Below are 14184 nucleotides of genomic sequence, written 5' to 3'. Positions count from 1 at the left end.
TAGAACTCAAAAACTTGAACTATATGGATGTTAATAATTTTGAAACAAATACGATTTTTAAAGAATATAATTTGACAGATCCTGATTCTTCGCAACATCGCCGACCCGTTTCTGGATATACTCCCGGTTAATGGTGATGGAATAATCCTCCGGCAGTTCTGAAGCTTCGAACGAAAGCTCCTCCAAGACTTTTTCGACGATGGTATGCAGTCTCCGTGCCCCGATATTTTCCGTGTAAGCGTTGACATTGTAAGCGATCTGGGCTATTTCTTCAATCGCATTCTCGGAAAAAATGACGTCTATGCCCTCTGTAGAGAGCAGTGCGCCATACTGTTTAATCAGTGAAGCCTGCGGTTCAATCAGAATCCGTTTAAAATCTGCAACACTCAACGATTCCAGCTCGACACGGATCGGCAGTCTTCCCTGGAGTTCCGGTATCAGATCGGAAGGTTTCGCTACGTGGAAAGCGCCTGCAGCAATAAACAGAATATGATCCGTACGGACAGGACCGTACTTGGTCATTACGGTGGATCCTTCAATCAGCGGCAGAATATCTCGCTGAACCCCACCGCGGGAAACATCAGGACCGCCTGAAGATTCCTTGCCGGCAATCTTATCAATTTCGTCGATAAAAACAATGCCTTCCTGCTCTGTCCGACGAATGGCTTCCTGCACCGCCTCATCTTGGTCAATCAGATTCTGAGCCTCTTCCTGAGCTAGAATTCTGCGGGCTTCTTTGACTGTTACTTTGCGTTTTTTGCGTTTCTTCGGAAACATTCCGGCCATCATGTCCTGAATGTTGACGCCGAGCTCCATGCCTGAAGCACCAAGCATATCCGTATATTGAGAACTTTCTTCAACTTCGATCTCAAGGGTATGCTCCTCGAGCTCTCCTTTTTGAAGCTTTTCTTTGAGGAATTCCCTGTCTTTTTCTACTTCCGGAGAAGCAGGGCTTTCTTTTTCCGGTTCATTATCCTGGTTGAATAAATACTGAAATGGATTAATATTGGATGATTCTTTCTTTTTGCCCGGGACAAGTATTGTTAAAAGACGTTTCTCCGCGTTCACCTCAGCCTGAGCTTCAACTTCTTGCATTTTTTCGCTTTTGACCATGCGTAAAGCGATCTCGGTCAAATCCCGGATAATCGATTCAACGTCCCTGCCGACATAGCCGACTTCGGTAAACTTCGTGGCTTCCACTTTGGTAAACGGAGCCTTGACGAGCTTAGCCAGGCGCCGGGCAATCTCTGTCTTGCCCACCCCCGTAGGCCCGATCATTAAAATATTCTTCGGAAGAACATCCTCCTGCAGGGCTGCAGGCAGAAGCGAGCGGCGGTATCTGTTGCGCAGGGCAATGGCTACGGCTCTTTTGGCCTGTTTTTGCCCAACGATATATTTATCCAGTTCGGCGACGATTTCCTTTGGTGTAAGCTGTTCCATCAGTCCACGTCCTCCAGTTCTTCCACGACAATATTTTCATTGGTATAAACACAAATAGAGGCAGCCACTTTCATGGCTTCCCTGACAAGCTCTCCCGCGTTAAGATCCGTATGTGTATTCAGGGCGCGCGCCGCAGCCAGCGCGTAATTCCCGCCTGATCCAATCGCGGCAATACCGTCGTCAGGCTCAATGACTTCCCCTGAGCCGGAAATCAGCAAAATCGTATTTTTATCGGCCACGATCAGCAATGCCTCAAGGTTTCTGAGCATCCTGTCCGTCCGCCATTCTTTGGCCAACTCCACAGACGCTCTCTGCAAATTGCCGTGATATTCCTCGAGCTTTCCTTCGAATTTTTCGAAAAGCGTAAAAGCATCGGCCACAGAACCAGCAAATCCCGCCAAGACTTTTCCTTGATACAAACGGCGAATCTTACGGGCCGTATGCTTCATCACTGTCGCTTGTCCCATGGTAACCTGGCCGTCACCTGCAATAGCCACTTTTGATTCCTTTTTGATTGCGATAATCGTCGTTGCATGAAACATGAATATGTTCCCCCTCAATTTGCAGTGTACTTATTATTTTCTGAAGAGTCAAGGGTAATTTTCAAAAATGCAGTAGCTTTTATGAATATTCTAAATATTACTTCATTTTGCTCTCGGATGAGCTTTCAGGTAGACGCTCCGAAGTTTTTCCCTGGACAGGTGCGTGTAAATCTGGGTTGAAGACAATTTTTTATGCCCCAGCAGCTCCTGAACACTTCTTAAATCCGCGCCGCCCTCCAGCAGGTGCGTTGCAAATGTATGACGGAGCATATGCGGATGAACATGCTGATTAAGCTTAGCGGTTTTCTCCAGTTTGTCCAGGATCCGGCGCACTGAGCGCGAACTTAGCCGCATATCTTTGTAGTTTAAAATCAGCGCTTCCTGTTGATCATCCCGCTGCAGTAGGTATCTTTTGATTGCCTCTTCCGCCGGTTCCGTCAAAGGAACGATCCGCTCCTTTTTCCCTTTCCCGAACACCCTGATCAGGCTGCCATCAAGATCCACATCCGGTTTATTCAAGTTGACAAGCTCGCTTACTCTAAGTCCTGAACCATAAAGCAGTTCGACAATCACCTGGTCGCGCAGTCCGTTCTTTTCATCCTGATTTGAAGCTTCCAGAAGCTTTTCCATATGCTCCTGGAAAAGAAAACGCGGGAGATTTTTGCCGACTTTGGGCGTTGCAATTTTCTGTACAGGGTTCTGGCTGACAATTTCTTCACGGCAGAGAAATTTAAAAAAAGAACGCATTGCAGCGATTTTTCGAGCAATGCTTTTTCTTTTCAGTTCCCTTTCCGTCATCTGACCAATGTAACTGCGGACAATATATTTATCAATCTGGTTAACTTCAAGACTTTCGGTTTCAATTCCGAGTTCATGGGCAGAGAATTCCATGAACTGAATGATATCACTCTGATAAGCGGCAAGCGTCAGTTCGGAGGAATTTCTGGTTTTGAGGTAAGCGGAGAACAAATCAAGGGCCTTATCTGCCAGCACCTGTTTCACCACCCGTATTTATAATGTAGTAGACCGTTTTATAATGTAGTAGACCGTAAAGCCTATGGTTCGGGTTAGTCTCCGTAATGGATGACCGCTTTCGGCTGTTGTGCCATCCATGGCACAAAAAGCCGCGCTGCGCAATCCATGCTCCGCTTGACGCTGGACATCCATTACGGAGACTTGTCTGGAGTAGTATAAGCTTTTTTGGAGTTAGCGTTATTCTGAAACCCTATTCTAGAGTTGTTTTTCTTCGATGAATCTTTCCAGCTCGTGCAGCGCCCTTGCCGATAACCTTGCGTTTTTTTCCCGTTTTCCTTTGATTCGTTCTCCAAGAGGAGTGATTAGACCAAAGTTCATATTCATCGGCTGAAAATGAACACTGGGTGAGCCTTCTAAATGGCGGGCGAGTCCGCCAAGCGCTGTTTCAGGCGGGAAGACAAGCGTATCCTGTCCATTCAGCAGGCGGGCCATATTCAATCCGGCTAAAAGCCCGCTGGCTGCTGATTCGACATAGCCTTCCACACCTGTAATCTGACCGGCAAAAAACAGATCCGGTTTCACCCGGCAGCTAAAATCAGCATTTAGGACTTCAGGCGCATTCAGGAACGAATTCCTGTGCATGACGCCGTAACGTACGAACTCAGCGTGTTCTAAGCCTGGTATCAGCCTGAACACGCGTTTTTGTTCGCTCCACTTTAAATGCGTCTGGAAGCCAACTAAATTCAAAAGGCTTCCCTGGATATTTTCTTTCCGCAGCTGAACAACAGCAAACGGTTGTTTACCGGTATGCGGGTTCATAATCCCGACAGGTTTTAACGGCCCGAACGCCATCGTCATGGGCCCGCGCTGAGCCATGACCTCGATCGGCATACAACCTTCAAACACCAGATTTTTTTCAAAACCCTGAACCTCGGCAGCTTCGGCTTGAATCAGGGCCTCATAAAAAGTTTCATACGCTTCTTTGCTGAGCGGGCAATTCAGATAATCCGCCTCGCCTTTGTCATAGCGGGATGCCCAAAAAGCTTTGGACAGATCAACGGTCCCAAGATCGACAATCGGTGCCGCCGCATCAAAGAAAGACAACGCCTCTTTCCCGGTCAGTCGCAGAATATCCGCAGCAAGTTCATCCGTTGTCAGCGGCCCTGTGGCAATGATCACTTTTTCGTCCGCCGGAATCGCTTTCACTTCCTCGCGGATGATATTAATATTCGGATGACCGGAGATCTTATCGGTAACCATTTGCGCAAAAAGATTCCTGTCAACAGCTAAAGCCCCTCCGGCCGGTACAGAAGTCTGGTCTGCTGCCGCCATGATCAGCGAATTCAGACGCCTCATTTCTTCCTTGAGCAGCCCGACAGCATTTTCAAGGCCGGCAGCCCTCAGCGAATTGCTGCAGACCAGCTCGGCAAATTGTTCCGTTTGATGAACCGGTGTGTTTTTCAGCGGACGCATTTCATAAAGATCGACGTCAATCCCGCGCTGGGCCATCTGCCAGGCAGCTTCGGGCCCCGCAAGGCCCGCGCCAATGATTGTCGCTTTTGCCATAGTACCCATCCTAGTCGTGTAGTATCGTTCTTAGATTCTATTTTTATTCTGTTTCCTTGATTTCTTCGGTAAACCTGCAGTCATGATTGGTGCAGACATATTTTTTGTTTTTTCTGGTACTTTTCTCGGTCATTACCCCGCCGCACTCCGGACAAGGGTGAGGTGCCGGTTTCTCCCAGGAAATAAAATCACAGTCCGGGTATTTGCTGCAGCCGTAAAACTTACGTCCTTTTTTCGATCTCCTGACGACAAGTTTTTCTCCGCATTTCGGGCAGTTCACGCCGATTTCCTCGAGTAAAGGTCGCGCATTCCGGCAGTCAGGAAAACCAGGGCAAGCCAAAAACTTTCCGAACCGTCCCATCTTGATGACCATATTCCTGCCGCAAAGTTCACAGACCTCATCTGAAACTTCATCCTCAACTTTGATTTTGCCGATCTTCTGCTCAGCTTTATCAAGTGTCTCGGCAAACGGGCCGTAAAATTCTCCGACAATTTTCTTCCAATCCGATTTTCCGTCTTCGATATCGTCAAGTTTCTCCTCCATGTTGGCTGTAAACTCCTGGTCGACAATATCCGGAAAATGCTCTTTCAGCAAGTTAATCACAATTTCACCTAGTTCGGTTGGAACAAGTTTCTTGTCTTCCTTTGCTACATAGCCCCTCGTTTGAATCGTTTCAATCGTCGGCGCATACGTACTCGGACGCCCGATCCCCTCTTCCTCCATTTTTCGGACCAAGGTTGCCTCAGTAAAACGCGCCGGGGGTTCGGTGAAATGCTGCTTCTCCTGAAGCTGCCTTAACTGCAGCTTCTGCCCGATGGCGAGATCTCCTTTCAAGCAGTTTTCCTCATTATCCAGTTTTTCCGGTTCATCGGTGCTTTCTTCATAGACAGTGAGATATCCCGGAAACTTCACGGCTGAAGCATTGGCTCTTAAAAGGTAATCACCGGCCAGAACGTCTACGGTAATCGTATCATAAACCGCCGCACTCATCTGACTGGCGACAAAACGGTCCCAGATCAGCCGGTAAAGCTTGAACTGCTCTCGTCCGAGAAAGCCTTTGACGGATTCAGGCGTTCTGAGAGCGGATGTCGGTCTGATTGCCTCGTGCGCTTCCTGGGTCCGGCCTTTGCTGGCAAATTTCCTCGGCTCCTCGGGATAATAGGTTTCGCCGTAAGTCTCGATGATAAAACCTTTGGCCTCTTCCTGTGCAGTGTCGGCGATCCGGACAGAGTCCGTACGCATATACGAAATTAATCCGACCGTACCGGTCTTCCCGAGATCAAGTCCTTCATAGAGCTGCTGGGCCAGCATCATCGTCTTTTTAGGTGTAAAGTTTAATTTGCGGTAGGCCTCCTGCTGAAGACTGCTGGTCGTAAAAGGAGGTGCCGGCTGTTTTCGTTTTTCCTTCGTTTTCACCTCTCCGACCGTGAATGCGGCCGCCCGGAGTTCCTGCAATACTTCTTCCATCTGCTCGCGGCTCGAAATTGTCATCTTTTTGCCCTGCTTATGAAGCAGTTTGGCAACAAAACTGCCGCCCCGACACAAAAAATCCGCATCCAGAGTCCAGTACTCTTCCGGTTCAAAGTTGCGGATTTCTTCTTCTCTGTCACAGATCATTCTGACCGCAACAGATTGAACACGTCCGGCACTTAAACCTTTTTTAACTTTCCGCCACAGAAGCGGGCTTAATTTGTAGCCCACCAGTCTGTCCAAAACCCTGCGCGCCTGCTGGGCATCTACGAGATGTATATCCAGTTTACGGGGATTCTTTACGGCATTTTGAATCGTTGGTTTTGTTATTTCATGAAATTCGATCCTGCTCAACTCTTCGGGATTCAGACCGAGCAAGTGCGTCAAGTGCCAGGCAATCGCTTCACCTTCCCTGTCGGGGTCGGACGCCAGCAAAACACGATCGGCAGTTTTAGCTGCAGCTTTAAGCTCTTTGACCAAATCGCCGCGTCCTCTGATTGCAATGTATTTCGGCTCATAATTATGATCGACATCAACCCCGATCTGGCTCTTTGGCAAATCCCGCAAATGCCCCATGGAAGCTTTGACCGTATAATTCTTAGACAAGAATTTGCTGATAGATTTTGCCTTGGCCGGGGATTCAACGATAACCAAAGTTTTCGACATGCTTCACCTCATGATTTCTCTCAATGTAATTCTATTGTATCTATATTGTTTAAAATTTGATTAATATTACGAATTTATCTTCCTTAATCCTATGCATCGTTTCTGATTTAACCCTTAAAAAAATAGCAACACAAATTATACCATTTATTTTTAAAACCACAATGGTAAAACAAAATATTATAAAAATGAATAGCATTTTTAACGTTGAAGGACATAATGCTGGCCTGGCAGCTGCAAAATCTCTCCGGCAAGCTGGAGCTCCAGCAGTCCCAGTGCAATGTCCTGAGCCGGAAGCCGGCATAAGACAGCCAACCGGTCAATATGCAGCGGGACATCGCTTAAGCACCCCAGGATTTCAGCCCATTTCGATTCTGTTTGCATCATTCCCTTAGACCTTACCCGAGTCATTCCTTCTAGACATGCTGGAACTTCTGCTAGCCTGCTTTCGGGTGTGAACGGAGCCAGTTCGCTCAGTACATCCCTCATGTCCTCCGTTACTTTTGCGCCCATCCGCAGCAGCTGATGTGTTCCCCGGCTTAGCTCGCTGAAGATCGGACCTGGAACAGCGTACACCTCCCGTCCCTGTTCCAGGGCACAGTCAGCTGTAATCAGCGCGCCACTTTTTTCAGCTGCTTCGACCACAATGACGCCGCGGGACGAACCGCTGATCAGCCTGTTCCTGGCCGGAAACTGTCCTGGCTCGGGCGGAATACCCGGTGGATACTCACTTAATAGTGCGCCTTTTTCAATGATGGAATTTGCGAGCTTCGTATTTTCGTGTGGATAGATCGTATCGAGTCCTCCGGCCATAAAGGCCCACGTGATTCCACCAGCTTCAAGCGCCCCTTGATGCGCCGCCGTGTCAATGCCTCGGGCCAGACCACTGACCACAGCATAACCTTCTCCGGCAATCCCGCCGGCTAAAAAAGATGCCGCCGCTTTGCCATAGGATGAAGCCTTTCTCGCACCCACTACCGCTATTCCCTCCTGCTGAGCCTGAAGCACACCTTTGTAAAACAACACGGCAGGCGCATCCGGACACTCGGCCAGTAAATATGGGTACGCTGACTCTCCCGGCATAACCAAGGATATACCTTCCCTCCGAAGTCTTTCCTGAAACGCTCCAGGATCAAGTTCTGCTCTGTGCTGCAGAAATTCTTGCACCCAAACGAGATGGACTAACTCGGAAAAAGCACCGGCAGGCGCTTCCAGAGCTTCAGCAGCACTCCCAAAATAGGCTATCAGCTGACGCAGTCTTTGACTACCTATCCCTGAAATGGTCAAAATACTTGCTCGAAAGATTTTTTCCTGAATTATCCTCATCATGATCCCTCCAACAACAGCGATTCTACATATTCCATATTTTTCCTGCCTAAAGCATTCATTTTGTATCATTTTGTCCATCCAGGATATCAACGAGGGTAAGTTGGCCGCTCATGATTTATCTGGGATGTTTGGGAATGAAGAGAACGAAGAAAGGGGCAGCGCCTTAAGAACTGGGTACAGTTCAAAAGGCGCCTCCTTTTCTATGGGTAAATTGCTTACGCTACCGGTGGATCGTATAGATCGTTAGTAGTCATGTCAATCACCCGTATATCCCGTATCGCGGCCAGTTCACCGCTGGAGCTGTTAATTATATTTTTAGCTATAACCGTTTCCATCACGGTTTGGGCCTCAGCCAGCGTCAGGTTCTCCCTCGGCTGGGGGACGGAAATAATGAAGGATTTGCCGCCGGTGGTAAGAAACGTTAGCTTTAACACCTTGCTTGTAATAATCGCGATTTCAATCACCTCCTAAAGATTTGCCTTGACAATCGCCTTGGCATTCACACTTTAGCTAGCTAGTCTTTCAGATAGATTTCCCGCTGCTTATTCATTCGTAAGCTCCCAGTTTTTGCTGAGCACAACATTCAGCAGCGGATACTGGCTCAGACTGGATAGAGCCGCTACAACATCATAGATGTCTTGACTCGTGGCAGTAGGCTTCACATAATTCAGGCTTTTCTTCTGGGTCACCGGGCCGCCTGCCGGCAAAGTCCCGGTTTGGTATTTTGTTGACACGATCGAATCCAACGTTATTTCTGTCACTGCCATGGTTCATCCCTCCCTTCAACAGTATGATAAGCCGGGCTTGTTCGTTCCCGACCTTATATACTATGAGAAAGATTGTCCAATGTTAAAGATTTGGGGAAATAAAAAAGGTACTTTCCTAAAATAAAAAGTCTGACGACTGAGCTTGTCACACTTTTAAGCCTGGCCACGTATCCTATGAGTGAAATCAGCCCCAAGGAGTGTGGATATCATGACTGATCCAGTAACTAATCCAATAACTAATTCAGTAACTAATCCAGTATCTAATACAGCAACAGATATCATCAGCGAACGCACGCCGCATGTCATTGCGGCTGAAATTAACATGATCAAATACCAGACGGAGAGGATCTACCTTGCCGCCGCTGTCGAGATTGGAAGGCGGCTGACGGAGGCCAAGGGCCTGCTTAAGCATGGAGAATGGGGCAAGTGGCTGGAGGAGTCGGTCGATTTCTCCCAGAGCCGGGCCAATAAACTGATGCGTATCTTCACAGAGTACGGAGCCGGACAGCTTACCTCCTCAAATTCGGATCCGGATCCGAATTTGAACTACAGCCAGGCGGTGCTTCTTTTAGGTATCCCGAAGGAGGAACGGGCGCAATTCATCGTCGATCTGGATGTCGAAGGCATGACGAATCAGGAACTCAGAAAAGCGGTCAAGGAACGGACGCAGGCCCGGCAAGAAAAAGACCAGGCCTTACAGGAAAAAGACCTAGCCCTGCAGGAGAACACAGATCTCCAGAAAGCATTGGAAGACCAAAGCGGTATCATCACCGGGCTGACAGCGGAACTCGCCAATCTAAAGGTCCAATTGGAGAACGTCAAGACGTCCAAAGAAGAACTCGCTAAAACGGCCAGACAGCTGAATGATTCGCTGGAATCGCTCCAAAAAAGCTCAGCCGCCAAGGGCTACGAGCGAATGAAAACAAACTTTATTAATACGTCGCTCAAAGTCAGGGCCAACCATATCGCCTTCCTCTGTGAAAACTTGGATCAAACCATGAAGGAAGTAAAGCATAAGCTGCTCCAGATCGCCCCTAGTGACAAGGAGGCGTACATCATTTATAAGAATAAAGTTCACGATCTTCTAAATGTATGGCTTAAAGACGAGACGTGGAGCAGGCAAGCTCACCCCGGCGGAGATGCGCAGTAAAGAATGGTGGAAGATGAAGAGCAAATATGTTTTCCCGGCCATTATTGAGCCAGATAAAATAAGTGGCAAATATATGGTTATTTTCCCGGACTTGCCGGGTTGCGGCTTCGAAGCAGAGGATTTTATCCAGGCCTATTACTGGGCCGGTCCCAGGCTGGAGTATCATTTATATAGGATGGACAAAGCGTATGAGCACATCCCAGAAGCTTCAGATACTTCAGGCTGGGAAATCGCGGCGGACGCTGTCGTTGTTCAGGTAGCGGCCGGTCTGCCGGAGTACCGGAGAATGTTCGGCCCAAAATTCGCCAGAAAAGTCATCGGGTTTCCCAGCTGGCTTTTCCAATTAGGGAAAAAAGACGAGCCGATGTCTGTGCAGAACATGCGGGAGGTATTGAGGGAAAAGCTGGGGATTGACATGCTGCCTGAAAACGCTCATGATTTATCTGAAGTGTTCGGGAATGAAGACGGGTCGTTTTAATTTACAATCTATCTACGGGCTGTAATTTCATCGATCATTTTTCTCTATTTCGCAGTTATCCTCCAAGCAATTTCTTCTTTTCTTATAAATGCGGCTGGTCAGCCACAAGGCGATAAAGCATAAAATAAAGAGTTGAACAGCTATAATGACAAATATCCCCAACGTTAGAAATAGGTTTTCGCGACAAGCCTCATATCTGATATATTTCATGACTGTCACTACCGAGCTGAACACGATCGCCGTAATCGTGCTGATGATCAGGTTCGTTTTGAGCGTGGGCCGCAAATGACGGTCCCATATCCCCGCTTTCAGGCAGCTAACCAGCAGATACACAGCAAGGATCGTGAAAATGATCATCTCCCCAGCATATTGGACAAACGGCAAACCCAACAATTGTTGAACAATGATTGCCACCCCCAGCGCCCAAAAGCAAAACCATACACCGTAATGCTCTATTTTCAGTAATCTTTGTTCCTGCATTTCATCCAGAAGGTTTTTAGGCATTTTCATTCTCCTCTCCAAACAGTTCATCCAGGCTTTTCCCCAGCGCTTTGCAGATGGCGCGGCACAGCTTGATCGTCGGATTATATTCGCCCTGTTCGATGGCGTTCATCGTTTGCCTTGATATTCCAACTTGCTCTGCCAGAGCCTTTTGTGTCATATCCAGCTCCGCGCGGGCAACCTTGATTTTAATGTTTCTACCCATGTCATCGCCTCCAAGATAAGAATAATATATATATTAATAAATGTCAAATATACATTACAATTATTAATGTGCAGTATGACATCGGCTGTATTCAAACTGGTCCTAGTGGACTCATTCCATGTAAGACGCTGTAAGGAGCAAAACATTGCAAAAGCATCCATGGCCGCAGCATTAGGCCATCCGTAAACGCCAAAGGGGACGCTGCATAACTTTCACTGTTACGTATTTACTGCAATATATAGTTACACCTTTAGAGGCATCACCAAAAAATGAAACATCTGGTACTGATCTATAGTGTATGCTTTCATCGGTTAGTTGATTTTGATAATTAGGTTTATTAAATTATTTGCTAACACCTCCGCCTGAATTTACTATTCTTCTGCGACACAGTCGATTAAATCAGTGTTCCCTTAGATTTTCAAAATGTGTCTTGACAACGGGGTGCGGTATAGTCGGAATTACATTATTTCCCTAAGTCAAGATTTCTAATGAATATCATCGTTATTTTGTTCTATTACGATATCTTGATCTTCAAATTCAGGTAACTTTTTCTTTCTTATCCTATTTCCAGCCAATAGTAATATAATCGAGAACAGATAAAAAGCTAGAGCTAATCCAAAATACCTAAAAATACTAGGGGTCATTGTCATGTATAAACCTAATGGCAATAAGATTAAGAATACTATGATTAAAGGCCATACTTTTTTCAAAACAGAAGATACTATCCCTACAATCCCAGGTAGAATTTGGGTTATTATGTATAGCTTCGAAGTATGTTGTCCTTTCGCAAAAAAGATAATAAATACCCATAATGTAATAGATATTACCGAGCCACAAATTCCAAATAAAGCTCCAACTTTCTGATAATAATTACTTTGTATTCGATAAGAGGGAAACTTCATAGACTTACCTCCTCGTAAATTGAAAAGAAAAATAAAAAAATGTTAATTGATTATACTCCAATATTGTCGTGAATAGCCGACATTGAATCAAATAATTTTCTTATGATTCAAGACCACGGTTTTAACAACTCTGTTACGATCAGTTTACTCAATGCTGAATCCGAAAGAAATATTAATTAAACAATTGTTTATATTCAAAAACCTCCAATAAATGAAGGTTTTTGGTAAAATATTTAGATACATCAATTAAACCCAAAGTTAATATGTCGTGTAATTAAAGCTTAATAAAAAATAATCCTCTCCACTCCTTGTAGTTGAAGCCGTATAATAAGCACTCCCATTCCAACCACCTTGACAAGTTATGCTATGGTTTACATATGTTGCATAATTAGGTAACATGAAGTCCCAGTTATAAAAATCAGCAGTATTTGAGCTAGTTACTGAAGGCACCCCCTGACTTAAGCCTGTCCAATAAAGACCATTACAGTACCAATGTGTACCAGGAGGTGATGGATTAGCCGCATAATAGTCTTCATATCTGCTTTGTAAATAACTAGTAGTCCCTTCATTATACCAATATAACTCATTATAAGTTTGGCATAGAACATACCCAGGAGGATCAAATGTTGTTGCAGCAACTCTTAAAGAATATGATCCTCGACTGGATAAACAAGACTTAGAAGAAGGACTGTTCCTTTCAATTGTGCTTGTAATTTTTTCTAATTCTTTACCTGTTGCTTTCCTAGCTTTATACGTATTATTTTCTTTGTCAATGGTAACGGTATAAGATTCTAGCCCTGCATCTTTCTCTTTATGATCCTTTACAGTTAACGTTGCACTGTCTGTGTTAATAATTAATTCAACATTATCCAGTATTTTTTCTGTTTGTGCATCTGGCGAAAGTTGAATAACTTTATTTGTTGACTCGATTGCATAAACCGGTATAGTAAAACAAATCAACATTAATAAGCTCAGAACAAGACATAACATCCTTTTTGCTTTAAACATTTTATTCTCCTCCTTAAAAAATTGCTTTTTGATTAAATTCTTTAATATTACATATATCACCTCCAATAAATATCAATATCTCATATATTGCCATATTATCAAATATATGTAAATGCTATTGCGCTTATTTATCTATTTTCAACAAAATTTGATCATCATAGTGGTATTCTGCATAAGTCCAAAAGAATACATTAACCTGGATTCAAAAAACAATATGCAGGTGAACAAAACAATACAGCCGTCCAGGGGATACCCTAAACGGCTGTAAGCGTCCTAAGTTCTGTTCTTCAATATGTCTGCCTATAAGCAATTAAGCCTATCAAAACGGTCAAATAAATTCTTCGTTAATGCTCCGCCTTTAGCTCCTGATAGGTCTTTTGCAGGATCAGAGCATCCTCCTCAAGCTTCGGACTTTCACAAATCACGGTTCCCTGGATGCCAAAGCTCAGGCAGGCTTTAAGGATTTCCCGGTATTTCAGGTCAGCTTCCTGCAAAACGAGATGTCTCTTTTCGCCTTTCGGACCATATTCAATCCCGGAAATATGGAAATGCGCATTGCTTGTCCACTTCTCACCAAGCCCTTCGGCTGTCTGCTCAAGAATCGCGCAGAACTCGTCATAGCTATTGAATTGACCATTGGCTCTGGCATGCAGATGGCTGAAATCAATACAGGGCAATACACCCGGAACCTCCTGCGCTATTTTGATCGTTTCACCGAGATCGCCAAACTGGGAGGGTTTGCCTGTCGTTTCAGGCCTCAGGATGACTTGATTGCCTTCCTGATCAAGTTCCTGCCGGACATCGCTGAGTTCTTTGACTACTCTGGCTAAGACGGTAGCCGAAGTATCCCCGGAATAAAATGCCGGATGAAAGACGATGCTTCCGGCCCCAAGTATCCTGCCAATCCTGGCAGTATGAATAATCCTTGTTTTGCTTGCCTCAATTTTTTCCGTTTCACTGGAGTTCAGGTTGATATAGTAAGGCGCATGACAAGACAGGGATACGCGTTCTTTTTTCGCAGTTCCCCCGGTCTTTAACGCTTTATCTTCCTTCATTCTGACCCCGTGAACGAACTCGACTTCCATCGCATCCATTCCAAGTTCCCTGATTCTTAGGATTCCGGCCTCGGTGGATGTTTCCGCGGAAGACAAAGGCACTCCGGCCGTGCCAAACTTGATGCTCATGCC

The 14184-nt window shown here is 45.7% G+C and carries 15 protein-coding genes; 2 read left to right on the top strand and 13 right to left on the bottom strand.

The features are described 5' to 3' along the window. Window positions 1-57 precede the first annotated feature (57 nt). The 8 genes from hslU to DEHRE_RS05185 form a co-directional block, all read right to left on the bottom strand. Window positions 58-1440, bottom strand: coding sequence for an ATP-dependent protease ATPase subunit HslU (hslU, locus tag DEHRE_RS05220; RefSeq protein ID WP_025205392.1), 1383 nt, complete (start codon window positions 1438-1440; stop codon window positions 58-60). Continuing rightward, window positions 1440-1982 carry an ATP-dependent protease subunit HslV gene (gene hslV, locus DEHRE_RS05215; protein WP_019225608.1) on the bottom strand — a complete coding sequence of 181 codons (543 nt, stop codon included), beginning with the start codon at window positions 1980-1982 and terminating at the stop codon, window positions 1440-1442. Before hslV ends, hslU begins: the two co-directional genes overlap by 1 nt. 102 nt (window positions 1983-2084) lie before the next feature. After that, window positions 2085-2975, bottom strand: a complete 891-nt coding sequence (xerC, locus tag DEHRE_RS05210; protein WP_019225609.1) for a tyrosine recombinase XerC — start codon at window positions 2973-2975, stop codon at window positions 2085-2087. Window positions 2976-3212: 237 nt separating this feature from the next. Then, the gene (gene trmFO, locus DEHRE_RS05205; RefSeq protein ID WP_019225610.1) at window positions 3213-4523 is read right to left on the bottom strand and encodes a methylenetetrahydrofolate--tRNA-(uracil(54)-C(5))-methyltransferase (FADH(2)-oxidizing) TrmFO; all 1311 of its coding nucleotides are present in this window, start codon (window positions 4521-4523) and stop codon (window positions 3213-3215) included. 43 nt (window positions 4524-4566) lie between these two features. Beyond that, window positions 4567-6660: a type I DNA topoisomerase gene (gene topA / locus DEHRE_RS05200; RefSeq protein ID WP_019225611.1), complete on the bottom strand. Its 2094-nt coding sequence runs from the start codon at window positions 6658-6660 to the stop codon at window positions 4567-4569. 198 nt (window positions 6661-6858) lie between these two features. Beyond that, on the bottom strand, window positions 6859-7986 hold the full coding sequence (dprA, locus tag DEHRE_RS05195) for a DNA-processing protein DprA (RefSeq protein WP_019225612.1): 1128 nt from the start codon (window positions 7984-7986) through the stop codon (window positions 6859-6861). Between the two features lie 215 nt (window positions 7987-8201). Further along, window positions 8202-8450 (bottom strand): DUF2922 domain-containing protein, encoded by a 249-nt coding sequence (locus tag DEHRE_RS05190; protein ID WP_019225613.1) that lies wholly within the window; start codon window positions 8448-8450, stop codon window positions 8202-8204. Window positions 8451-8528: 78 nt separating this feature from the next. Then, complete coding sequence (locus DEHRE_RS05185) at window positions 8529-8753, bottom strand: DUF1659 domain-containing protein (protein WP_019225614.1); 225 nt, start codon at window positions 8751-8753, stop codon at window positions 8529-8531. 208 nt (window positions 8754-8961) lie between these two features. Between DEHRE_RS05185 and DEHRE_RS05180 the strand changes: the two genes are divergently transcribed. Together DEHRE_RS05180 and DEHRE_RS05175 are read left to right on the top strand one after the other, a co-directional pair. Next, window positions 8962-9903, top strand: a complete 942-nt coding sequence (locus DEHRE_RS05180; protein ID WP_019225615.1) for a DUF3102 domain-containing protein — start codon at window positions 8962-8964, stop codon at window positions 9901-9903. Continuing rightward, a complete protein-coding gene (locus DEHRE_RS05175; protein WP_242837043.1) occupies window positions 9842-10381 on the top strand; it encodes a type II toxin-antitoxin system HicB family antitoxin in 540 nt (179 codons plus the stop codon). The genes DEHRE_RS05180 and DEHRE_RS05175 overlap by 62 nt, the downstream gene beginning before the upstream one ends. Before the next feature lie 27 nt (window positions 10382-10408). Here DEHRE_RS05175 and DEHRE_RS05170 read toward each other — a convergent pair whose 3' ends face one another. From DEHRE_RS05170 to DEHRE_RS05150, 5 genes are all read right to left on the bottom strand, one after another. After that, window positions 10409-10885 carry a DUF6773 family protein gene (locus tag DEHRE_RS05170; protein ID WP_019225617.1) on the bottom strand — a complete coding sequence of 159 codons (477 nt, stop codon included), beginning with the start codon at window positions 10883-10885 and terminating at the stop codon, window positions 10409-10411. Continuing rightward, entirely contained in the window at window positions 10878-11087 is a 210-nt protein-coding gene (locus DEHRE_RS05165; protein ID WP_019225618.1) for a helix-turn-helix transcriptional regulator, read from the bottom strand. Before DEHRE_RS05165 ends, DEHRE_RS05170 begins: the two co-directional genes overlap by 8 nt. Before the next feature lie 485 nt (window positions 11088-11572). After that, window positions 11573-11989, bottom strand: coding sequence for a hypothetical protein (locus tag DEHRE_RS05160; protein ID WP_019225619.1), 417 nt, complete (start codon window positions 11987-11989; stop codon window positions 11573-11575). A 258-nt stretch (window positions 11990-12247) separates the two neighbouring features. Next, window positions 12248-12997 carry a hypothetical protein gene (locus DEHRE_RS05155; protein ID WP_019225620.1) on the bottom strand — a complete coding sequence of 250 codons (750 nt, stop codon included), beginning with the start codon at window positions 12995-12997 and terminating at the stop codon, window positions 12248-12250. 344 nt (window positions 12998-13341) lie between these two features. After that, window positions 13342-14181, bottom strand: coding sequence for a TIM barrel protein (locus tag DEHRE_RS05150; protein WP_019225621.1), 840 nt, complete (start codon window positions 14179-14181; stop codon window positions 13342-13344). Between the last annotated feature and the right edge of the window lie 3 nt (window positions 14182-14184).

This window comes from Dehalobacter restrictus DSM 9455 (genome assembly GCF_000512895.1).
Classification (GTDB): Bacteria; Bacillota; Desulfitobacteriia; order Desulfitobacteriales; family Syntrophobotulaceae; genus Dehalobacter; species Dehalobacter restrictus.
The sequence above is the reverse complement of the archived record's forward strand: the minus strand, read 5'-3'. Positions and strand labels throughout refer to the sequence as shown.